Origin of the sequence: Mesorhizobium sp. B1-1-7, assembly GCF_006442705.1 — a bacterium.
GTDB lineage: Bacteria > Pseudomonadota > Alphaproteobacteria > Rhizobiales > Rhizobiaceae > Mesorhizobium > Mesorhizobium opportunistum.
This window is the reverse complement of sequence record NZ_VFWQ01000026.1, coordinates 14,405-36,613: the sequence shown is the minus strand read 5'-3', so window position 1 is coordinate 36,613 and position 22,209 is coordinate 14,405. Positions and strand designations below refer to the sequence as shown.

Annotated in this window: 19 protein-coding genes, 1 other RNA gene and 1 pseudogene; 7 read left to right on the top strand and 14 right to left on the bottom strand. The window is 62.4% G+C overall.

Features of this window, described 5'->3' with window-relative positions; genetic code table 11:
• Nucleotides 1–2: 2 nt before the first annotated feature.
• From mraY to mraZ, 7 genes are read right to left on the bottom strand one after another with little or no spacing between them, the layout of a single operon-like run.
• Nucleotides 3–1,085, bottom strand: coding sequence for a phospho-N-acetylmuramoyl-pentapeptide-transferase (gene mraY, locus FJ978_RS30370; RefSeq protein WP_013894667.1), 1,083 nt, complete (start codon nucleotides 1,083–1,085; stop codon nucleotides 3–5).
• A 23-nt stretch (nucleotides 1,086–1,108) separates the two neighbouring features.
• Complete coding sequence (locus FJ978_RS30365; RefSeq protein ID WP_140576427.1) at nucleotides 1,109–2,542, bottom strand: UDP-N-acetylmuramoylalanyl-D-glutamyl-2,6-diaminopimelate--D-alanyl-D-alanine ligase; 1,434 nt, start codon at nucleotides 2,540–2,542, stop codon at nucleotides 1,109–1,111.
• Nucleotides 2,539–3,993, bottom strand: a complete 1,455-nt coding sequence (locus FJ978_RS30360; protein ID WP_140576426.1) for a UDP-N-acetylmuramoyl-L-alanyl-D-glutamate--2,6-diaminopimelate ligase — start codon at nucleotides 3,991–3,993, stop codon at nucleotides 2,539–2,541. The genes FJ978_RS30365 and FJ978_RS30360 overlap by 4 nt, the downstream gene beginning before the upstream one ends.
• A gap of 54 nt (nucleotides 3,994–4,047) precedes the next feature.
• Nucleotides 4,048–5,757 carry a penicillin-binding protein 2 gene (locus FJ978_RS30355; protein WP_013894664.1) on the bottom strand — a complete coding sequence of 570 codons (1,710 nt, stop codon included), beginning with the start codon at nucleotides 5,755–5,757 and terminating at the stop codon, nucleotides 4,048–4,050.
• Complete coding sequence (locus FJ978_RS30350; protein WP_013894663.1) at nucleotides 5,754–6,149, bottom strand: hypothetical protein; 396 nt, start codon at nucleotides 6,147–6,149, stop codon at nucleotides 5,754–5,756. The genes FJ978_RS30355 and FJ978_RS30350 overlap by 4 nt, the downstream gene beginning before the upstream one ends.
• Before the next feature lie 4 nt (nucleotides 6,150–6,153).
• Nucleotides 6,154–7,170, bottom strand: a complete 1,017-nt coding sequence (gene rsmH, locus FJ978_RS30345; protein WP_140576424.1) for a 16S rRNA (cytosine(1402)-N(4))-methyltransferase RsmH — start codon at nucleotides 7,168–7,170, stop codon at nucleotides 6,154–6,156.
• A complete protein-coding gene (mraZ, locus tag FJ978_RS30340; protein ID WP_023765136.1) occupies nucleotides 7,167–7,625 on the bottom strand; it encodes a division/cell wall cluster transcriptional repressor MraZ in 459 nt (152 codons plus the stop codon). Before mraZ ends, rsmH begins: the two co-directional genes overlap by 4 nt.
• A gap of 409 nt (nucleotides 7,626–8,034) precedes the next feature.
• On the opposite strand from mraZ, the pseudogene FJ978_RS30335 reads away from it, so the two are divergent.
• A pseudogene (locus FJ978_RS30335) lies at nucleotides 8,035–9,149 on the top strand (cystathionine gamma-lyase).
• 226 nt (nucleotides 9,150–9,375) lie between these two features.
• Here the strand turns inward: FJ978_RS30335 and FJ978_RS30330 are convergent.
• The 6 genes from FJ978_RS30330 to FJ978_RS30305 form a co-directional block, all read right to left on the bottom strand.
• The gene (locus FJ978_RS30330) at nucleotides 9,376–9,738 is read right to left on the bottom strand and encodes a type II toxin-antitoxin system ParD family antitoxin (protein ID WP_246678231.1); all 363 of its coding nucleotides are present in this window, start codon (nucleotides 9,736–9,738) and stop codon (nucleotides 9,376–9,378) included.
• Between the two features lie 166 nt (nucleotides 9,739–9,904).
• An RNA gene (rnpB, locus tag FJ978_RS30325) (RNase P RNA component class A) lies at nucleotides 9,905–10,304 on the bottom strand.
• A gap of 79 nt (nucleotides 10,305–10,383) precedes the next feature.
• Complete coding sequence (locus tag FJ978_RS30320; protein WP_140576461.1) at nucleotides 10,384–11,103, bottom strand: lytic transglycosylase domain-containing protein; 720 nt, start codon at nucleotides 11,101–11,103, stop codon at nucleotides 10,384–10,386.
• A 212-nt stretch (nucleotides 11,104–11,315) separates the two neighbouring features.
• Nucleotides 11,316–12,071, bottom strand: coding sequence for an N-acetylmuramoyl-L-alanine amidase (locus tag FJ978_RS30315; protein ID WP_013894657.1), 756 nt, complete (start codon nucleotides 12,069–12,071; stop codon nucleotides 11,316–11,318).
• Nucleotides 12,068–12,787: a DnaJ family molecular chaperone gene (locus FJ978_RS30310; RefSeq protein WP_023778030.1), complete on the bottom strand. Its 720-nt coding sequence runs from the start codon at nucleotides 12,785–12,787 to the stop codon at nucleotides 12,068–12,070. Before FJ978_RS30310 ends, FJ978_RS30315 begins: the two co-directional genes overlap by 4 nt.
• A 161-nt stretch (nucleotides 12,788–12,948) precedes the next feature.
• Nucleotides 12,949–13,158 (bottom strand): hypothetical protein, encoded by a 210-nt coding sequence (locus FJ978_RS30305; protein WP_013894655.1) that lies wholly within the window; start codon nucleotides 13,156–13,158, stop codon nucleotides 12,949–12,951.
• Nucleotides 13,159–13,338: 180 nt separating this feature from the next.
• Between FJ978_RS30305 and FJ978_RS30300 the strand changes: the two genes are divergently transcribed.
• Entirely contained in the window at nucleotides 13,339–17,088 is a 3,750-nt protein-coding gene (locus FJ978_RS30300) for a hydantoinase B/oxoprolinase family protein (RefSeq protein ID WP_140576459.1), read from the top strand.
• 28 nt (nucleotides 17,089–17,116) lie between these two features.
• Here FJ978_RS30300 and FJ978_RS30295 read toward each other — a convergent pair whose 3' ends face one another.
• A complete protein-coding gene (locus FJ978_RS30295; protein ID WP_140576423.1) occupies nucleotides 17,117–18,268 on the bottom strand; it encodes a hypothetical protein in 1,152 nt (383 codons plus the stop codon).
• A gap of 231 nt (nucleotides 18,269–18,499) precedes the next feature.
• On the opposite strand from FJ978_RS30295, the gene FJ978_RS30290 reads away from it, so the two are divergent.
• From FJ978_RS30290 to FJ978_RS30270, 5 genes are all read left to right on the top strand, one after another.
• Nucleotides 18,500–19,333, top strand: a complete 834-nt coding sequence (locus tag FJ978_RS30290) for a C1 family peptidase (protein WP_140576421.1) — start codon at nucleotides 18,500–18,502, stop codon at nucleotides 19,331–19,333.
• 133 nt (nucleotides 19,334–19,466) lie between these two features.
• The gene (locus tag FJ978_RS30285; protein WP_140576420.1) at nucleotides 19,467–20,765 is read left to right on the top strand and encodes a DUF3419 family protein; all 1,299 of its coding nucleotides are present in this window, start codon (nucleotides 19,467–19,469) and stop codon (nucleotides 20,763–20,765) included.
• Nucleotides 20,762–21,445 carry a class I SAM-dependent methyltransferase gene (locus FJ978_RS30280; RefSeq protein ID WP_140576418.1) on the top strand — a complete coding sequence of 228 codons (684 nt, stop codon included), beginning with the start codon at nucleotides 20,762–20,764 and terminating at the stop codon, nucleotides 21,443–21,445. Before FJ978_RS30285 ends, FJ978_RS30280 begins: the two co-directional genes overlap by 4 nt.
• Before the next feature lie 119 nt (nucleotides 21,446–21,564).
• Nucleotides 21,565–21,861: a type II toxin-antitoxin system RelE/ParE family toxin gene (locus tag FJ978_RS30275; RefSeq protein ID WP_140576417.1), complete on the top strand. Its 297-nt coding sequence runs from the start codon at nucleotides 21,565–21,567 to the stop codon at nucleotides 21,859–21,861.
• Nucleotides 21,862–21,869: 8 nt separating this feature from the next.
• Entirely contained in the window at nucleotides 21,870–22,178 is a 309-nt protein-coding gene (locus tag FJ978_RS30270) for a HigA family addiction module antitoxin (RefSeq protein WP_013894649.1), read from the top strand.
• Nucleotides 22,179–22,209: the final 31 nt, after the last annotated feature.

Sequence of the window (22,209 nt, the reverse complement as noted above, 5' to 3'; positions counted from 1 at the left end):
TCCTACCTGAGCTTGAGGGTGGAGAGGCCGACCAGGGCCAGGATGACGGCGATGATCCAGAAGCGGATCACCACCTGGCTTTCGGTCCAGCCGAGCTTTTCGAAGTGATGGTGGATCGGCGCCATCAGGAACACCCGCTTGCCGGTCATCTTGAAGTAGCCGACCTGGATGATGACCGACAGGATTTCCACGACAAACAGCCCGCCGACGATGACCAGCACGATCTCGTGCTTGGTGGCGACGGCGACGGTGCCGATCAGGCCACCCATGGCCAGCGAGCCGGTATCGCCCATGAAGATCGCCGCCGGCGGCGCGTTGAACCAGAGGAAGCCGAGGCCGGCGCCGATGACGGCGCCAAGCACGACCGCCAGTTCGCCGGTGCCCGGCACGAAATGGATCTGCAGATATTCGGCGAACACCGCGTTGCCGGAGAGATAGGCAATGACGCCGAAGGACGCCGCCGCGATCATGATCGGCACGATCGCAAGTCCGTCGAGGCCGTCGGTCAGGTTCACCGCGTTGCCGGCGCCGACGATGACGAAGCAGGAGAACGGAATGAAGAACCAGCCGAGGTTGATGATGAATTCCTTGGCGAAGGGGAACGTCAGCGACGACGAGAACGGTGCCTGGCCGTTGTGCATGATCGCCCAGGCGGCGATGCCGGCGATGACGAATTCCAGCGCCAGCCTTGCCTTGCCGGAAAAGCCGAGATGGGACTGCTTGGTCACCTTCAGATAGTCGTCGTAGAAGCCGATCGAGCCGAAGCCGAGCGTCACCAAAAGCACCACCCAGACATAGATGCTCGACAGGTTCGCCCACAGCAGCGACGAGCCGATGATGCCGGACAGGATCATCAGGCCGCCCATGGTCGGCGTGCCGGCCTTCTTGAAATGCGTCTGCGGCCCGTCGGCGCGGATCGGCTGGCCCTTGCCCTGGCGCAGCCTGAGCGAATTGATGATCGTCGGCCCGAAGATGAAGACGATCAGCGCCGATGTGATCAGCGCGCCGCCGGTACGGAAGGTGATGTAACGGAAGACATTGAAGACCGAGATCTTGTCCGCAAAATCGACGAGCAGTGTGAACATGCGCTTTCGTCCCCCGACTTGGTCTAGGTCTGTTTGCTGGTTGTGGATTCCGCCGGGAATTTGCCCAGCAGCGCATCGACCAGTTTTGCGAAACCGATGCCCTTCGACGATTTGATCATCACCACGTCGCCTGGCTTAAGCGCGGCAAGCAGCACCGGCTTCAACTCCGCGGCGCCGGCGCGGTATTCCGTCTGGATCTCGGCCGGAAGCGCTTCCGCCAGCGCTTTCATTTCCGGGCCACCGAGAAAGACGGTCTGCGTGCCGGCACCGACGATGAGGTCGGCAAGTGCGGCATGCAGCTTGGCCGAATGGTCACCGAGCTCCAGCATGTCGCCGAGCACGGCAATGCGACGACCCTCGCCCGCCACCGGCGTCGTGTTGAGCAACGCCATCGCGGCGGCCATCGATGCCGGATTGGCATTGTAGCTCTCGTCGATCAGCGTGATCGGGCCACCGGGATGGCGCAGCACGTGGCGCTTGCCGCGCCCGCGCTCGGCGGAGAGATCGGCCAGCGCCAGCACCACTTTGTCGAGGTCAGCGCTGACCAGATGCGCCGCGCCCAGCACGGCCAGCACGTTCTGCACCATATGACGGCCGGGCGCGCCGATACGGGCGATCATATCATGACCGCCGATCCTGGCGGCGATGTCGGAATGGTCGGCGTGGAGTTCGCACTTGGTGAGCTTGAAGGTCGAGCGCGTATTCTCGCCGAAACCGTAGACATGCTCGACACCAGCGGCATGCGCCATCTTGTCCAGAAGCTTGAAGCGCGCATCGTCGCGGTTGAGGATGGCCGCGCCATCGGGTTCGATGCCCTCGAAAATCTCGGCCTTGGCCTTGGCGATCTCGTCGAGGTTGCGGAAGAAGCCGAGATGCGCCGCCGCGATCATGGTGACGATGGCGACATGCGGCCGCACCATTTTGACCAGCGGCCGGATCTCGTCGGGATGGTTCATGCCGATCTCGAACACGGCGTAATCGCAATCCATGGGCATGCGCGCCAAGGTCAGCGGCACGCCCCAATGGTTGTTGAAGGACTGCGCCGAGGCATGCACCTTGCCCACCGCCGACAGCACGTGGCGCAGAGCCTCCTTGGTGGTGGTCTTGCCGGCCGAACCGGTCACCGCGATGATTTTTGCCTGCGAACGGGCTCGTGCGGCGACACCGAGTTTTTCCAATGCGACCAGCACGTCCTCGACGACGACAATCGGCGCCGTCAGCCGGCCGAGCGACGGCAGCTTGCCTTCCGCCACCACCAATACGCCGGCGCCGGCCTTGATTGCAGCGGTGGCGAAGTCGTGCCCGTCCATTGCCTCGCCCTTGATGGCGAAGAAGGCATCGCCGGGCTGCAGGCTGCGGCTGTCGATCGAAATGCCCGATATGCCTTCCGGCATCGGACCGAGCGGCCGCCCGTCCATGGCGGTAACCAGCGCTTCGGAAGTCCACAAGAGGGTCATGCGGCACGCTCCCGCAGCGCGGCGCGAACTTCCTCATGATCGGAGAAATGCAGCGTCTCGGAGCCGATCGTCTGGCCCTCCTCGTGGCCCTTGCCGGCCACGATCAGCGTGTCGCCGGCATGAAGCATGGCGACCGCATCGTGGATCGCCTTGCGCCGGTCGCCGATCTCGATGGCTCCAGGCGCCGCAGCCAAGATGGCGGCGCGGATCGTCTCGGGCACTTCCGAACGCGGATTGTCGTCGGTGACGATGACGACATCGGCGAGCCGGGTCGCGATCTCGCCCATGATCGGCCTTTTTCCCCGGTCGCGGTCGCCGCCGCAGCCGAACACGACCATGACGCGGCCCGTGGTGAACGGCCGCACCGAGGTCAGCACGTTTTCCAGCGCATCGGGCTTGTGGGCATAATCGACATAAACGGGCGCGCCATTGGCGGTGGTCCCGACGAGGTCGAGCCGGCCCGGCGCGCCCTTCAATTTCTCCAACGACATCAAAGCCTTGGCAGTTGGTATTCCCGTGGAAATGGCAAGCCCCGCGGACACAAGCGCGTTCGAAATCTGGAAATCGCCGGCCAGCGGCAGGTCGATTTCATAAAGCACACCGTTGGCCTCGACCTCGGCGCGCTGGCGATGACGCTCATGCTCGACCCGTTTCAGCCTAAGGAAATCGCCATGGCGGCCAACGGTCAGCACCTCGAGCCCGGCGGCCCGCGCGGCCTGGATTGTCGGCGCCGACCACGGATCGTCGGCAAAGATGACCGCCGGCGCGCCCTTCGGCAGCAGCGTGTCGAACAGGCGCAGTTTGGCGCGGTGATAATCCTCGACCGTTGGATGGTAATCCATGTGGTCGCGGCCAAGATTGGTGAAGCCGCCGGCCGCGAGCTTGACGCCGTCGAGGCGGCGCTGGTCGAGCCCGTGGCTGGAAGCCTCCATCGAGGCGTGGGTAACGCCGGCGTCGGCCAATTCCTTGAGCAACTGGTGCAGAGCGACCGGATCGGGCGTGGTCAGCGAACCATATTCGTTGCGGCCCGGCGCCACCACGCCGGTCGTGCCGATCGAGGCGGCGGCGTAGCCGGCCTGCTCCCAGATCTGCCTCGTGAAGGCGGCGACCGACGTCTTGCCGCTGGTGCCTGTCACCGCGACCATGGTTTGTGGCTGCTTGCCGAAAAAGCGGGCGGCTCCCAGCGCCAGCGCCAGGCGCGGATCGTCGACCGCCAGCACTGGAATCGGATGCCCGCCAACGGCGGTGCCCTTGGCTGTTACGATCGCCACGGCACCGCGCCTGGCGGCATCGGCGGCATAGGCCGAGCCGTCGGCTTTGCTTCCCGCAAGCGCGAAGAAGATGACGCCGGGTTTAACCTGCCGGGAATCCGACGAGATGCCGGTAACCTCCAGATCGGCGGAAGCTGTTCCTTCGACTGGCAGGATACCGTCTAGATCTCTGAGCTTCATCGAGTTCCGTTCACCGCAACAAAATAGCGCGCAGTTACCGGCGCGCCCCAAGAATCACTGATAGGACACCAGCGTTGCACCATTTTCATGGCTGAAATCTGGCTTCACGCCAAGCATGGCCGCTGAACGCCTGATGATATTGCCGGCTATAACCCCAGCATTCGCGGCCGCGACGTCGGTCATCCCGGGCTTTTCGGGGTGCGGGGCATCGGCAATCGTAAACACCAGGTATTGCGGATCGTCCATCGGGAAGGCTGCGACGAAGGTGTTGAAATTCAAATCCTTAGAATAGCGGCCGTTGATCACCTTCTCGGCCGTTCCGGTCTTGCCGCCGACGCGGTAGCCGGGGACCCTGGCGTTTCTGGCCGAGCCCTTCTCGGCGTTGAGCGTATAGAGGTAGCGCATGCCTTCGACGGTTTTGTCGCTAACCACTTTCTTGGCCGTCGCCATCGCTTCCTGCTCGCTGCGGACCAGGAACGTCGGTTCCATCAAGTAGCCGCCATTCATCAGCGCCGCGCAGCCGACAGCCGCCTGCAGCGGTGTCGTCGACACGCCATGGCCAAAGGCGATGGTGAACGAATTGACCTGTTTCCAGACCTTCGGTTCCGTCGGGCGGGCGACTTCCGGCAGTTCGGTCTGCATCTTGTCCAGGATGCCAAGACGATGCAGGAATTCCCGGTGCCCCGCGATACCGACCAGTTCGGCCTCTCGGGCCGACCCGATGTTGGACGAATAGAGGAACACCTCCGGCAACGACAGCACACGGTTCTTGCCGTGGAAATCGTGAATGGCCTGATGCCCGACCCGGATTGGATGCGAAGCGTCGAAGCGGCTCGCCATCGTCGCCTTGCCGGAATCGAGCGCCATGGCCGAGGTGAAGCTCTTGAAGGTCGAGCCCATTTCATAGAGGCCCGCCGACATCCGGTTCAGCCGGTCCTTTTCCTGTGCATTGTAGGGATTGTTCGGATCGAAATCCGGCACCGAGGCCATGGCCACCACTTCGCCGGTCTTGACGTTGAGCACGACGGCGCCGGCGCCCAGGGCGCGATAGCGTTCCAGGCCAGCGGCGATCTCGTCGCGCACCACATGCTGGATGCGCAGATCGATCGAAAGCTTGACCGGCTTGAGATCCTTGGCCACCGCCAAGCCCGACGCCTGCAGGTCGCTCAGGCCCTGCTCGTCGATATATTTCTCCATGCCGGAGATGCCCTGGTTGTCGATATTGGTCAGGCCCACAATGTAGGACGAGGTCTCGCCGCTCGGATAAAAGCGGCGCTTCTCTGTGCGGAAGCCGAAGCCGGGAATGCCGAGCTGCATGATGTCGGCCTGCTGCTTGGGCGTCAGCTGGCGCTGCAGCCAGACGAAGCCGGCGCCGCTCTTGAGCTTGTGGTAGGTCTGCTCATAGTCGATCTCGGGCAGCACGGTCGACAGCTTCTCGATCGCCTCGTCGGCATCGACGATGCGGCGCGGCTCTGCGAACAGCGACGCCGTCTTGATGTCGGTCGCCAGCACTTCGCCATTGCGGTCGACAATGTCGGGCCGCGAGGCGGTGACCCGGCTCTGCGGGCCGCCCGACAGGTCGGGCGTCTGGAAGCCGAGATAGACCAGCCGCCCCGAAATGACCGAGAAGATGCCGAAGAACACCGCCATCGTCATCACAATACGCGCCTTGCCCTTGCCGCCGGTCGCCTTGCGGGCGCCATCGACGACGATGGACCCGTCCTCGACCGTCCTGGCCCGGCGCTTCAGCAGTTTGCCGATCATTGGGCGATGCCTCCGGTCACGACGGGATCCTTGTCGCCAGGGGGCGCCTTGTCGGAATTGTCGGCCATGCCGCCCTGGCGGCCGTTCAGTATGTCCTGGATGTCCAGGGCCTTGGCCGGCAAGTCGCTCAGGCCCACGATCTGGCGCGCGCTGACCGGCTCGAGCGCGAGCTGCGCCTTGTAGAGTTCGGCGAGCTTCTGCAGCCGAGACGGCTGGGTGAGCAGGCTCCAGTCGGCCTTGAGCAGGTCGATCGTCTCCTCCTCGTAGCGTATCTGGGTATGGATTTTCTGCACCGCCGCCAGTTGGTCCTCGGCCTCGCGCTTGATCTTGTAGGTCAGGGCCGCCGCCGAAACCATGACGGCGATCAGGACAATGTCGCTGGTACGGAACACGTGCTTACCTCTCCCCCGGACGATCGACACCGGGAAGCTTTGGAAGGCCGAAAATCGAAAAATCGTAGGGGCGCGCCGGCGCCTCGGTGCGGATCGCGGCGCGCAGCCTCGCCGAGCGGGCGCGTGGATTGGCCGCGATCTCGGCGTCACCAGGCGTCACGCCGCCGCCATCCTTGCGGAAGGTGGCGCTGCGCGCCTGCGCCTCGGGCAAGTGGCGCGAACCGCTCGCGGCATCGGCGCGGTCGGCTATGAAGCGCTTGACGATACGGTCTTCCAGCGAATGGAACGTCACCACGACGAGGCGTCCGCCCGGCTTCAGCACGCGTTCGGCGGCGAACAACGCTTTGGCCAACTCGCCAAGCTCGTCATTGACGAAGATGCGCAGCGCCTGGAAGACGCGGGTGGCCGGATGGACCTTGTCCTTCGGCGCGCGGCCGATATGCGTCTCGATGGCGTCGGCGAGTTCCAGCGTGCGCTCGAATGGCCGCTTTTCGCGGCGCGCCTCGATCATGCGGGCGATACGCCCGGCGTGACGCTCCTCGCCGAGAAAGCCGAAAATGCGGGCAAGGTCGCCCGGCTTGAAGCTGTTGACGACATTGGCGGCGCTGAGGCCCGCCCGCGCCATGCGCATGTCGAGCGGCCCGTCATTGCGGAATGAGAAGCCGCGCTCGGCTTGGTCGAGCTGCATCGAGGACACGCCGATGTCGAGCACGACGCCGTCGACGCCTGCGGCATATTCGTCCAGCGTCGAGAACGGCGCTTGCACCAGCCTCAGCCTGCCGCCCGACTGTGCCTCGAGATCGCGTCCGGCAGCGATCGCGTCCGGGTCGCGGTCGATGGCCACCACCGAGGCCCCCGTCGCCAGGATGGCTTTGGTGTAGCCGCCGGCGCCGAACGTGCCGTCGATGATGGTGTCGCCCTGCCCCGGCGCCAGTGCCTCGAGCACTTCGCCAAGGAGGACCGGAATGTGGCGGGCCGGTCCGCCAACGGCGTGGATGTCATCGCCGTGGCCCGCCGTCATTCCGGCCGCTCCCCAGGCTTCGTCCCCTGCCGAAGCTGCAAAAGCCGGGCCCGCGCCTGCGCGCCATAGGCCGCAAGCCGTCCCGGCTCCCAGATCTGAAAGAAATTGCCGCGGCCGACAAAAGTCACCTCCGCCGAGATGCCGGTGTGCTCGCGAATGAAATCGGTCATGGTGATGCGGCCATCCTGGTCGAGTTTCAGGAATGCGCCATCGCCATGGCAGAAGAAGGACATGTCGTCCGCCGTCTGCAGGAAGGGATCCTCGAGCGCGATGCGCTGCTCGTACCGATCGAGCAGGTCGAGCCCACCGACATCCATCGCCGGCAGATCCAGGCAACGCAGCGCGTAGAGTTCCGAATAGCCGCGCTTCTGCACGACGGCGCGGAAATGCGCCGGAACGGACACCCGTCCCTTCGCATCGATCCTGCTCACCGTGTTCGACAGAAACCGGTCCATCACGCGTTACAGCCGCTTGCGCCGCCGCACCCCTCTTTATCGTGTCGCACGCGCCGCCGCAGCGCGTTCCCTGCCTCGCACCCACCTCGTTTACGCGGGCAAAAACCGGCAAACGCGCAGCCGCCGCGGCTGCCCGATTGGCGTACGCTTTACCCTGACGCGGAACGAAGGCTTGAGTATCGAAATGGGATATCATGGGGCACTATGGGCGTCAACGGGAATAGGCTTCACAAACACGCGCATCGCGACCGATGAGGGCAGCCGTTCCGGCACGTCTCGTCTTTATGGATCATTAAGCCTAACGAAGCGTTTAGAGCGCTTGGCCCAACCGGAGGCGGCTTGCTGGGGCGCGTTGCCGGGCATAGCGTTTGCTCGCGTCCGACCGGTCACCAGGAGGGTTTGAGAATCGATGCCTGAATCAGCGAACACACGCGCTGCAGCACTTCCCCATCTGCGCAACAGCGGACTTGCCAAAGGCGACCCGATCCCGCTGCCGCTGACCATGGCCGCGATCTACCATGCGCCTGGCGATGCCACCGGCTACGATCAATATGGCCGCTTCAGCAATCCGACCTGGGACGCGGTCGAACACATGCTGGCGCATCTGGAAGACGCGCCAGCATGGCCTTCCCTTCCGGAATGGGCGCGATCTCGGCCGTGTTCTTCGGACTGCTCAAGACTGGCGACCGTATCCTGCTGCCGTCGGACGGCTATCACACGACAAGGGCACTGGCCGATCGTTTCCTGAAGCCTTTCGGCGTCAGCTACGATGTCCGCCCGACCTCGACGTTCCTCGATGGCGGCTTCGATGGCTACCGGCTTGCTTTCGTCGAAACCCCGGCCAATCCGGGACTGGATATCTGCGACATAGCGGCCGTTGCCGCGGCGGTTCACAAAGCAGGTGCGCTGCTGGCGATCGACAACACGACGATGACGCCGTTCGGCCAGCGCCCGCTCGACCACGGCGCCGATATCGTCGTCGCCGCCGACACCAAGGCGCCGAACGGCCATTCCGACGTGCTGTTCGGCCACGTCGCCAGCCGCAACGCCGACATCATCGCCGCCGTGACCGGCTGGCGCGAAATTTCAGGCAGCATTCCCGGACCGTTCGAAGCCTGGCTGGTGCACCGTGGCCTGGAGACACTCGATGTGCGCTTCGACCGCATGTGCACCTCCGCGGAGGTGATCGCGCGGCGACTGCAGGGCCACCGGGCGATCAGCGGCCTGCGCTTTCCCGGACTGGAGAGCGATCCGTCGCATAATCTTGCCTGCGCCCAGATGGAGCGCTTCGGCTTTCTCATCTCGTTCGAGCTCGCCTCGGAACAGAGGGCCGAGGATTTCATCAACAATTGCGACCTGATGCAGGCAGCGACATCCTTCGGCGGCGTACACACCTCGGCCGAGCGGCGTTTGAAGCGAGGCGACGCGGTGCCGCCCGGCTTCGTTCGCCTCTCGGTCGGCTGTGAACCGGTGGAAGAGCTTTGGAAGGCGATCGAAACGTCGCTGGACGGGATCAGCGGCTGAAACCTGGCTGTGATATCCTCGAGATTGACCGGCATCAGCGCCGCCCCTCAATGTCCTGCCGGACATTTCTCCCCGTGGAGAACGGGGAGAAAGGCGCTGTCTTTGACGGTTTGGCCAGTTTTCCAAACTGCAGAAAAAAGCCCCCTTTTTCCCCGTCACTATACGGGGAGAAGGTCCCGGCAGGGGGATGAGGGGCAGCACCAACCTCTGAAGCGACAGCTATGTCTCATTTCTGAAAGTCGCCTACATCGGACGCAGCAACATATTTGGCCCGCAAGCGCTCCATAAATAAAGGCCCATCCACTATCCTCCCGCTCTCAGGGGCATCGGACAGCCTGTACTTGCGCGCCTCGGCTTTGATTTCATCCCTTGATGCAAATCGACCAGGCCCGCTGTCGATCCCTTCCTGCACCAGCTTGCGCAGTTCCTCGACCGTATAGCCGAGCAGATCGCGGCGGTCCTTCCATTGCCGCAGCGCATCGCGGATCACTTCGCTCGCCGAAGCATATTCGCCGGCGGCAACCACATCGTCCACCGCTTGCGCCAGTTCCGGCGACAGCGTGATGCTGCGTTTATCGACATGTCCCATGATAGGCTCCCGATGCCTTGCGTCGATCCCATGGTACGATTTAATCGTACCAGCTTCAAGCAATGGCCTGGTGTCGATCCAGCCGGCGAAAGCCGCACCGACTTGAATCGGCAGGCGCGCTAGAGGGCGCAACCTGCTGATCTCAAGCGCTTTCTTTCGAAGGAAAACTGCCAGCCGGCCTGTAAGCCGGGTTTTGTATGGCCCTCGCCCCTTGCGGGACGAGAACGTGGCGGCCATTCATCTTGGGCGCATGTTGCCATGCGCCTCACGCAACCTACCCGGACGGTGAGCCGGAAACAGCCCTCGAGGGTTTCCCCTCGCACCGCCCCTATTCGGTCTTGCTCCCGGTGGGGTTTACCGTGCCGCTCCTGTTGCCAGTCGCGCGGTGGGCTCTTACCCCACCCTTTCACCCTTACCACGGTGAAACCGTGGCGGTTTGCTTTCTGTGGCACTTTCCCTGGGGTCGCCCCCGCCGGCCATTAACCGGCACCGTGTCTCCATGGAGCCCGGACTTTCCTCACCCGCGGCCTTTCGGCGTTTGCGAGTGCGGCCGCCCGGCCAGCTGGCAAGGCGTATAAAGGGGTTCAGCCCAGAAAACGCAACCGAAAAAGCCGGTTGCGGCCAGCTCTCTCACGCCAGATCTTCTCAGGCAGGCGCACCAACAGCAGCCAACTGCACCTTGACCTTGCTGCAATAGGCGGCCGAAACGGGGTTCATCCGTGTCGCGCCATGGCCGGCATTGTATTTCAGGATCGTGCCGCAGGTCGTGCCACCGCCGAGATCCCGCGCCATGGCGAGATACTTCATGCCGTATTTGATGTTGGTGTCGGGATCGAAGAGGCCCTTGGCCGAACCGTTGTAGCCCATCATCCGCGCCGTCGCCGGCTTGATCTGCATCAGGCCGATCTCGCCGGCACCGCCGACCATGTTCGGCCGATAATTGCTCTCGATCTTGATGACGGCATTAGCCAGCGACACCGGGACGCCGTAGCTCGCCGCATAGCGGGTGACGATCGCGGAATACTGGCCGCTGCTGGTCACCGCTGCCATCGACGCGGCTGCATTCCCGAGGCCGATCGATGCCGTTGTTGTCATGTCGACGGTCTTGCGGCCGCGCTTGGTGTGCTTTTTGGCGGTGGATTTCTTCGCCTTGGTCCAACTTGCCTTTTCCACTTTAGCGGAAGCCTGCTTCTTCGCCGTCTTCACACTCCTGCTGCTTTTGGCCGAAATGGCCTTGCCTTTGGCGGTTGCCACTATGAGCCCTTGATCGGCCCGTGGGCTTAACGGCGCGGCATTGGCCGCACCAAAGGCAAAAGTCATTACGCCGGCAGCAAGAGCTGCCGTTACAACGGTCAATTTCTGCATGTGATCCTGTTCTGTTTGGACCACGCGAAGATCATCGCGTGGCACGCCTTGATTAATATCGGAACATCCGGGGGGATAGACGCCCGACAAACTGTACGAATTGCCCTTTGAAGTCCGAATTGGCGCCAATGAAGGCGGGGCAAGTCACTTTAAGTGACAGCTTGTAACCTGAAAGGCGCAAAGGATTACTTGGGCAGGGCCTTGACCCTGGGTCAGCGGCTCATGGAGGCAAGCAGTTTTTGCAGCGTACGCATCGTCGAGCCGTCGGCCAGCCCGTCAACCAGGCGTGGTCGGAAATGCCGTTGGAAAGCCTCGACGACAATCCGTGTCTGATGATCGAAAACGCCCGATATCTCGACGCCATAGCCATAAAGCGCCAGCATCGACTGCAGCGCCTCGACATCGGCGCCGCGGGCACCGGGTCCCAATGTGGCCCCTCGCCTCACCGGCGCGGCCGGTACGAGATGGCCGACGCCGGCCTCGAACAGCGCGCCCCACGGAAACTTCTCGCCTGGATCGACTTTGCGCCCGGGCGCCACGTCCGAGTGCGCCAGCACCCGCGTGGCTGGGATCGCATGCCGCGCGGCAATGCCTTTGCACAGGCCGATCACCGCATCGATCTGGCGCCGGGGAAATCCGCGATAACCCAGCGAATGTCCCGGATTGACGATCTCGATGCCGATCGAACAGGAGTTGATGTCGCTGCGTCCGAACCAGGAACTCTTGCCGGCGTGCCAGGCGCGGTCGCTTTCCCTGACCATCTGCACGATATGGCCATTCTCATGCACGAGATAATGCGACGAGACTTCGCTCTCCGGGTCGCACAGCCACGCCTCCGCCCCGGCACCCGTCGCCATGCCGGTATAGTGCAGCACGATCATGTCGGGTTTCAGCGTGTCGCGCCTTGGCCCGAAATTCGGCGACACCCTGACCTCGGCGCGCGGCTCGTCGGGCAGGAAGCCGCTCATACGTGCCGCAGGCCTCGCTCGATCATCTCATAGGCGGCGTTGATCGCCGCGACCCTGGTCGTCGCGATCTTGATGAATTCCTGCGGCAGGCCGCGCGCGATCAGCCGGTCCGGATGATTGTCGGAAACCAGCTTGCGGTACCGCTTCCTGACCTCCTCGAACGGCTTGCCGCGCTCGATGCCGAGCACGACATAGGGGTCGCCAGCGCCAAGATTGACGTGCCGCGCCAGGATGGCCTCGTAATGTGCCTCGTCGATGCGGAAAATCTCCGCGATCCGATGCAGGAAGGTGCCTTCATGCTCATGCACCAAGCCGTCGGCCTTGGCGATGTGGAACAGGCCGTCGAGTATGTCTTCCAGCATCACGCAGTTGGAATGCCCAGAGCCGCACATCTGCGCCATCCGTTCGGCATAGGTCTCGAATCCGGCCACGTCGCGCTGCGCCAGATCGAACAGCCGCGCCACATTGCGCGTCTCCTTCGGCGGCACTTCGAAGATTTCCTGGAAAGCGCGCACCTCGTCCTGGGTGACGATGCCGTCGGCCTTGGCCATCTTGGCCGAAAGCGCAATCATGGCCACCGAGAAGGCGACGCGGCGGCGCAGGTCCGCGTCGCCGGAGAACACCGTGCGCACGGCCTCGACGACGTCGGCGACGCCCGACGTCGTCGAAGACGAAACCCGTGTTATGAATTCGCCAAGGCGGTCCCAAATCGACATGGCCAGCTTCATAGAGCCAACCGGTCCCCGCTATCAAGCCAATAACGGCCACTGTCCGAGGTCCGTGAAGAGAGGCGCCTCGTCGGTTTCGACGATCGACTCCACGAGAAAAGGCCGGCATGACGCCGGCCTTTTCTCCCAAGACACTTACTGCTTACAAGCTACTGCGCGGGCGCAGGAGCAGGCGTTGCCGGAGCCGGTTCGGCAGGCTTGGTCGAATTATCGGCCGGGGCCGCGGGCTTCATCGGCTCGGAGGCCGGCGGATTGGTGCTCTGCGTGGTGGTGTTGTCTGTGCCTGTGCCGCTGTCGCTGCAGGCCGCGACGCCCAGCAGGGCAAGCGCGGACACGGACGCAAGAATGAGCTTTTTCATAACATCTCTCCTTCAACACACGTTCACGTTGCAGTGAACGGTCGAAGGGAAAATGCATCACATCGCCATGAGTTTCGTAACGTTGCGTTTCCGCGTGTAACATCAACGGGATGCGTTGCCGCCGATGCCATGGCGCATTAACAACAAAGCTGGAAACGAAAAATGCCGGAGACAGCCGCCATGGCCGCGAAATGGGACTTCTGGATCGACCGCGGCGGCACATTCACCGATGTCGTCGGCCGAGATCCGCAAGGGGGGCTGCATCCGCGCAAGCTCCTTTCGGAGAATCCGGAAGCCTATGCCGATGCCGCCATCCAGGGCATCCGTGACCTGCTCGGGCTTGAACCTGGCGCCGCGGTTCCGCCCGGCCGGATCGGCGACATCAAGATGGGCACCACGGTGGCTACCAATGCGCTTCTGGAGCGCAAGGGCGACCGCGTGCTCCTGCTCATCACCAAGGGGTTTCGCGATGCGCTCAGGATCGCCTACCAGGCGCGCCCGGACATCTTCGCCAAGGAGATCATCCTTCCCGAACAGCTTTATGAGCGCGTCATCGAGATCAACGAGCGCGTGCTGGCCGATGGCTGCGTCGAACGGCTGCTCGACATCGCCGCTTGCCGGCCGGCGATCGAACAGGCCAGGGCCGACGGCATCGATGCCGTAGCCATCGTCTTCATGCATGCCTGGAAATATCCCGATCACGAGAAGGCGGTGGCAAAAGTCTGCCGCAAGCTTGGTTTCAGCCAGGTCTCGGTCAGCCACGAGGTTTCGCCGCTGATCAAGCTGGTGGGCCGCGGCGACACAACCGTGGTCGACGCCTATCTGTCGCCCATCCTGTCGAGGTATGTCCAGAAGGTGGCGGGAGAACTGGGTGCGGCGGGAGAGACTGACCAATCCCCCCGCCTGATGTTCATGATGTCCTCTGGCGGTCTCACCGCCGCAAACATGTTCCAGGGCAAGGACGCGCTGCTGTCGGGTCCGGCCGGCGGCGTCGTCGGCATGGTCGAGACAGCGAAATCCGCCGGTTTCGACAAGGTCATCGGCTTCGATATGGGCGGCACATCAACCGATGTCGCCCACTATGATGGCGAGTATGAACGCGCCTTCGACACCGAAGTCGCCGGCGTGCGGGTCCGCGCCCCGATGATGCGCATCCACACCGTCGCCGCCGGCGGCGGTTCGATCCTGCATTACGAGGCCGGCCGCTTTCGTGCCGGCCCGGACTCAGCCGGCGCCAATCCCGGCCCCGCCGCCTACCGGCGTGGCGGGCCGCTCGCCGTCACCGACGCCAACGTCATGCTGGGCAAGCTGCAGCCCGATTTCTTCCCGGCGATCTTCGGCCCCGGCCAGGACCAGCCGCTCGACGTCGAGGCCGTGCGCGCGAAATTCAGCGCACTTGCCGCCGAGATCGGTGACGGCCGCTCGCCGGAGGCGGTCGCGGAAGGCTTCATCACCATCGCCGTCGAGAACATGGCCAACGCCATCAAGAAGATCTCGGTGCAGCGCGGCTACGATGTCACCGAATATCTGCTCAACTGCTTTGGCGGCGCCGGCGGCCAGCACGCATGCCTGGTTGCCGACGCGCTCGGCATGGAGGCGGTGCTGATCCACCCCTTCTCCGGCCTGCTTTCGGCCTATGGCATCGGCCTGGCGTCCGTCTTTGCCTCGCGCCAGCAGGCGCTGCTCAAGCCGCTTGCGGAGGAGTCCCGAACCGAGATTGGTAGCCTCATTGCCAATTTGAGAAACACCGTCATTGCCGAACTCGCTGCGCAAGGCATCGCCGAGAACGCGGTTGCCGCCAGGCCGGTGCTGCACATTCGCTACGACGGCACCGACACGACGCTGCCGGTGAATTTCGAAAGTGACTCGATTTTCCAGGCGAAGCGCGACTTCGAGATCGCCCACAAGGCGCAATTCGGTTTCGTCTATGACGACAAGCCGATGATCGTCGAGACAGTCGGCGTCGAGGGCACCGACACCGGCGGCGGAGGCCGCGACGAAAGTGATTCAGAAACCGAGGATCTCGCCTTAAGCCCTTCGCAGAGCCGCGAAATCTTCACCGAGGGAGAATGGCGTCCATCCGGCATTTTCCGCCGCGAGGCGCTGAAGCCGGGCAACAGGATTGCCGGTCCCGCTCTGATCATCGAGCCGAACCAGACCATCGTCATCGAGCCGGGCTGGCAGGCCGAGATCACCGCCAGGAACCATGTGCTGTTGCGCCGCATCGAAAGAAAGCGCCGTCAGGCAGCGCTCGGCACTGAAGCCGACCCGGTGATGCTGGAGGTCTTCAACAACCTCTTCATGTCGATCGCCGAGCAGATGGGGGTCACGCTGCAGAACACCGCCTACTCCGTCAACATCAAGGAAAGGCTGGATTTTTCCTGCGCCGTCTTCGACCACACCGGTGCGCTGGTCGCCAACGCGCCGCACATGCCGGTGCACCTCGGCTCGATGGATCGTTCGGTCGAGACCATCATCCGGCTGAACTCCGGCGACATCCACCCCGGCGACGTCTTTGCCTTGAACGCCCCTTACAATGGCGGCACGCATCTGCCTGACATCACCGTGGTGACGCCGGTATTTTCCCTACCCCTTGAGGGGAGGGTGGCCGCGCAGCGGCCGGGTGGGGTCCTCTCAGAAGGCACCGCAAGAACGTCGAGCACTGCCTCGGCGACCCCCTCCGCCGCCTTCGGCGGCACCTCCCCCTCAAGGGGGGAGGAAATCCTCTTCTACGTTGCCTCGCGCGGCCACCACGCCGATATCGGCGGCACAGCGCCCGGATCGATGACGCCGCTCGCCACCACGGTCGACGAGGAAGGCGTCTTGTTCGACAATTTCCGCATCGTCGACCGCGGAAAGTTCCGCGAGACGGAATTGCAGACGCTGCTCACCGACCACCGCTATCCGGCCCGCAACCCGCACCAGAACATAGCCGACCTCAAGGCGCAGATCGCCGCCAACGAGAAAGGCGTCGCCGAACTGCGCAAGATGGTCGCGCATTTCGGCCTCGATGTCGTCGAGGCCTATATGGGTCATGTCCAGGACAACGCCGCCGAAAGCGTGCGCCGCGTGCTGGAACGGCTGCCCGGCACGTCGCGATACGAATACCCGACCGACACCGGCCAGATCATCAAGGTGAAGATATCGGTCGACCGGCAAAAACGCGAGGCAACGGTCGACTTCACCGGCACGTCACCGGTCATGAAGAACAACTTCAACGCACCCGAGCCTGTCGCCCGTGCGGCGGTGCTTTATGCCTTCCGTGTCATGGTCGAGGACATGATCCCGATGAATGCGGGGTGCCTCAGGCCGATCAACATCATCATTCCCGATGGCTGCATGCTGAAGCCCGCCTACCCCGCCGCTGTCGTCGCCGGCAATGTCGAGACCTCGCAGCATGTCACCAACGCGCTGTTCGGCGCCATGGGCGCGATGGCCAATGCGCAGGGCACGATGAACAATTTGACCTTCGGCAACAAGCAGTACCAGTATTACGAGACGATCTGCTCCGGCTCGCCGGCCGGTCAGATGAACTCCGGCCGCGGCTTTGCCGGCACCTCCGGCGTCCACACCCACATGACCAATTCACGGCTCACCGACCCGGAAGTGCTGGAACTGCGCTTTCCCGTGGTGCTGGAGGATTTCCACATCCGCGAAGGCTCCGGCGGCAAGGGCAAATGGAATGCCGGCGACGGCACCAAACGCACCATCCGCTTCCTCGAAAAGATGGAATGCGCGATCCTGTCCTCGCATCGCAACCGCCCGCCACAAGGGCTGGACGGTGGTGGTGATGGTGAGGTCGGCTCGACCAAGGTGCGTCGCAAGGACGGTCGCGTCGAGACGTTGAAGGCCTGTGATCAGACGGTGCTTGAGGCCGGCGAGGCCGTCATCCTGACGACACCGACGCCGGGTGGGTTTGGCAAGGGCTGAGTCCGTTAATCGGGCCCACCTTTCCCGTCTATTCGGCGACGATGCTGGCCCAGCAGGTGACCGCGCTGCAGATCGAACTCCACCGTCCGAAACCTTTGTAGATTTGCGCGGCCATAGTGGCTTGTTGTTTGAGCGTCAAACCGTCCGCCTTGATCTGAGGGTCGGAAACATTCCGGATCGCGAGCCAGCGCGGCGCCGCGGGGCCCATTTCCGAAGCGACCAATCCAAGGATGGCGTCACCCATTTCCGAAACAGCTCCAAGGCCCTGGAGGTGGTAATGATTATCGGAGGTGTCAAAGCCAAAGAAATCGGTCGTGACCACGCACGATTTCAGCGCGCTTGGCGCGGCAACAAAAATCTTGGGCACCCGGGTGTTGTCTTGCGGCAGCTGCGATGCGTTGGTTTTGAACAGCTGCCGTGCCTTGGCGAAGTATTTGGTATCGGCAACAGCGCTTGCATAATGAAGGCCCGCAAACGGCTCCTTCTTGAATTTGGCAAGACAATCGAAGCGAACCAGCGCACTCACCACGACATCACCGACCTCGAATTGCTTACCGATACCGCCCGCAGTTCCGGTCGTGATCACCAGCTTGGGTGCGACTTCTTCGATGATCTGCCGCCAGACTTCGATATTCGGTACCTTCGGACCGTCTTGTGACATATGGGAATCGGACTTAAAAACCACGACGGATTTCCCGCCGATGGTTGTCGTCCAATAGGCCCCGAGACGCTTGGCTTGAAGGGCTGGGCACCCAGGCCGCATGTTCTTGGAAATTTCCGCAAATCGATGAGTATAGGAAAGATAGTCGTCGCGGCTGTCCTTGCCCGGGGTAAGTACCCGGCTCAAGGCGTGGCCTTCATCGACGGTCCAGGTCACCACCAGGACATCCGCTTTGGGCAAAGGACCGCCGCTGCTACCGCCTGCGTTGCCGGCTGTCTGCGGAGCCAACCCTTGCGGCCATGGAATGTCCTTGTATCGGGATAGGCCGGTGGATTTTGTAAACGCAAGAAATTGCAGCCCCGACGAAGATTCAGAGTCGAACTCTATGATCTCTCGCTGAAAATCCTCTGTACCCTTCGACTTCGCGATAGATGGAACAGCGAAAGTTGTCGCTGGCGGTGGATCACGGAGTGGATCGAATCCAAGATTTCTCTGAACCCAAGAACGGTCAGCGATCATGACATTTATCCCCTCTTGAAATAAGGATGCATCTATGAAGAAAAATGACAAATCACAAGCAAGTGATCGCCTCTATAGGACCATTAAGGCGCGCCAATATTTTATTGTAAATAATGATTATTTCTATCACATAGCCACAGCAACATACCACCGCAGGCAACTGGTTACTATAGAAGTAAATATCGTTTCGATGTAGCGTATTATTTTGAACGGCAGGAGGGGGAGATTTCCATGGCCAAGAACGTCACGTCAACTACGGCTCCGACAGAAAGAAAAATCAGCGGCCTCGGGTGGGTAAGGGATCTTCCAGATCCGAGAGATCAACTATACAGCGCCCCACTCCCTGTATTGAAGGCACTTCCAGCAGCAGTGGACCTCAAGCCAGAGTTTCCGATCTATGATCAGGGCCGCATTGGATCCTGTACAGCCAACGCGCTGGCCGGTGCGGTGCAGTTTGACCGATTGAAGAGCAAGCAGATGCCCGATTTCGTGCCGTCGCGACTCTTTATCTACTACAACGAGCGCAAGATCGAAGGTCATGTCGCGAATGACGCGGGAGCGCAGATCAGGGACGGGATAAGAACCCTGCAAAAACAGGGAGCCTGCCCGGAAGCGGAATGGCCATACGACGACACGCCCGCCGCTTACGACGGCGGCCCTTTTCCCAAGAATTCAAAGCCGGCGACCCCGCCCAAGAAGGCTTGCTATGACGACGCCAGCAAGTATGTCATTACCAGCTATCAACGGCTGACCCCAATCCTCAATCAGCTGAGAGGTTGCCTTGCGGCAGGATATCCGTTTGTCTTCGGATTCACCGTATTTGACAGCTGGTATTCTCAAAATCCCAGGCCGGCGACCATTCCCCTGCCCGGCGCGAACGATAGCGCAATCGGTGGCCATGCCGTGATGTGTGTCGGATACGACAATGCAACCAGCCTTTTCAAAATCAGAAATTCCTGGGGAGCCAGTGTCGGCAAGAAGGGCTACTTCTTCATGCCATATGCTTATCTGACCGATGGAAGCATGGCTTCGGATTTCTGGGTAATTAACGCTGTAAAAGCGTAGTTATCCCCCCGACGCTGCCCATAGAGCAAAGAGCTTTATCTCAACGAGATAACGGGACCTGCGCCGCGTCGGCTTCGCCCCTCATCGGATTTGAAGGCCTGAACCCCCGTCAACCGACTGTCACCGGCCTGTCATGACCCTGGGTTACCCGCTTGCGGCAAAGCAAATGGGGAATCACTTGGCCATGACGGACGTCTCCTCGGATCTGGTTTTTCGCCGCGGCAAGGAAGTTGGAAAGGCCGTCTACCAGAACCGCCCGCTTTCGAAAGCCGGCATTTCCGAGCGGCTGTTCGCCTTCCTGTTTTCCGGCCTCGTCTATCCGCAGATCTGGGAAGACCCCGATGTCGACATGGAGGCCATGCAGCTTGGCCAGGGCCACCGCGTCGTCACCATCGCCTCGGGCGGCTGTAACATTCTGGCCTACCTCACCCGCTCGCCGGCAAGGGTCGACGCCGTCGACCTCAACGCTGCCCACATCGCGCTGAACCGCATGAAGCTGGAGGCGGTGCGTCGTCTGCCCTCGCAAGGCGATCTGTTCCGCTTCTTCGGCGCCGCCGACACCCGCCACAATTCGGAAGCCTACGACCGCTTCATCGCGCCGCATCTTGACCCCGTCAGCCGTCACTATTGGGAGCGCCGCAACTGGCGCGGCATCAGGCGCATCAGTGTCTTCGACCGCAATTTCTACCAGACCGGCCTGCTCGGTCTGTTCATCGCCATGGGCCACCGCACGGCGAAATTCTTCGGCGTCGACCCAGCGGGCATCATGCAGGCCCGCAACATCGGCGAACAGCGCCGCTTCTTCAACGAGGAACTGGCGCCGGTCTTCGACAGGAAGCTTCTGAAATGGGCGACCTCGCGCAAGGCCTCCCTGTTCGGCCTCGGCATTCCGCCGGCGCAGTACGATTCCCTGATCACCTCCGGCGACGGCACAATGGCCAGCGTGCTGAAGGCCCGGCTGGAAAAACTCGCCTGCGATTTTCCCTTGGAAAACAATTATTTCGCCTGGCAGGCTTTCGCCCGCCGCTATCCCGAGCCCGGCGAAGCCGCCCTGCCCGCCTATCTGGAAAAGCATAACTACGACACCATCCGCGGCAACATCGATCGCGTCGCCATCCACCATGCCAATCTGATCGAGTTCCTGGCCGGCAAGGATGCCGGCACCGTCGACCGCTTCATCCTGCTCGACGCCCAGGACTGGATGACCGACGACCAGCTCAATGCACTGTGGTCGGAAATCACCCGCACCGCCTCCACCGGCGCCCGCGTCATCTTCCGCACCGCCGCCGAGCCCAGCCTGTTGCCGGGCCGCGTCTCCACTTCGTTGCTCGACCAATGGGACTACCAGAACGAGGCATCGCGCGACTTCTCGGCCCGCGACCGCTCGGCCATCTATGGCGGCTTCCACCTCTATGTGAAGCGTCAGGCATGAGCACGACGGAACTGCCGGCCAGCCCCGAATTCAAGGCCAACCATGCCGAACTGATGGACGGCGTCTACCGCTGGCAGCGCCACATCTACGACCTGACCCGCAAATATTACCTTCTCGGCCGCGACCGGCTGATTTCAGGGCTGGATGTTCCAGCAGGCGGCAGCGTGCTGGAACTCGGCTGCGGCACCGGGCGCAACATCATCCTGGCCGCCCGTCGCTATCCCGATGCCCGCTTCTTCGGCCTCGACATTTCGGCCGAGATGCTGGAGACGGCCGGCAAGGCGATCGACCGCAAAGGCCTGTCCAGCCGCGTCACGCTGGCAAGAGGCGACGCGACCGATTTCGATGCCGGCGCGCTCTTCGGCACCGAACGCTTCGACCGCGTCTTCGTGTCCTATTCGCTGTCGATGATCCCCGGCTGGGAGAAGACGGTGTCTGCGGCACTGGCAGCGCTTGCCCCCAACGGTTCGCTGCATATCGTCGACTTCGGCCAGCAGGAAGGCCTACCCGGCTGGTTCCGGACGTTGCTGCGCGGCTGGCTCAGAAAATTCCACGTCACGCCACGTGAGTCGTTGCGCGAGGTGCTGGAATCGGAATCCCGGCGAACCGATGCAAGCTTCCATTTTCGCACCCTTTATCGCGGCTACGCGTGGCTGGCTGTGATCAAGATCGCCATTTGAAAAATAGCAGCCATCGGGATCAATCCCCTCAGTGAGACGATAGCCACCGCGCTCAGCAAGATAGATTGCCTGATGACCCAAGGAGTGGTACATTATCTCCATGCTGCTGAAAGCATGTGATGATCGTCGGCTTTAGGGACGGATGGCTGCGGGCTTTTTTCGTAGAAGATACCCACTCCCGCAATCTTCCGTCCGACCTCGAAAGCCGCTTGTTCCGCAAGCTCCAGATGATTGACGACGCGATGGTCGATCAGGATTTGCGTGTGCCACCAAGCAATCATTTCGAGAAGTTGCGCGGCAATCTCGAAGGCTTCCATTCCATCCGCGTCAACAAGCAATGGCGGCTGGTCTTCCGCTGGGATGGCGGCCGCGGTGAGGCGTCGGACATCTATCTGGACGACCACGGTTATAAGTGAGGTGAGACATGTTGATGACTGCACGCAAGCCGGCAACGGTTGGTGAAATTCTCTCGGAAGAATTCATGCAGCCGCTCGGCCTGACACAGGCAGCCTTGGCCGACGCGATGGGCGTTCAACGCAAGCACGTGAACGAATTGTGCAACGACCGCCGCAGTGTGACGGCGGCGACTGCGCTCATTTTGGCGCGGGTGTTTGGCAACAGTCCGGACTTCTGGTTGAACGTCCAACGCCGCAGCGATCTTTGGGCGGTTATGAATTCGCCCGACGAGCGCGCGCGTGTCGATCGCGCCAAGCCTTTGGCGACGGCTGCATAGACAGGACTTTGAGGCGACCGGCGGCCCCGCC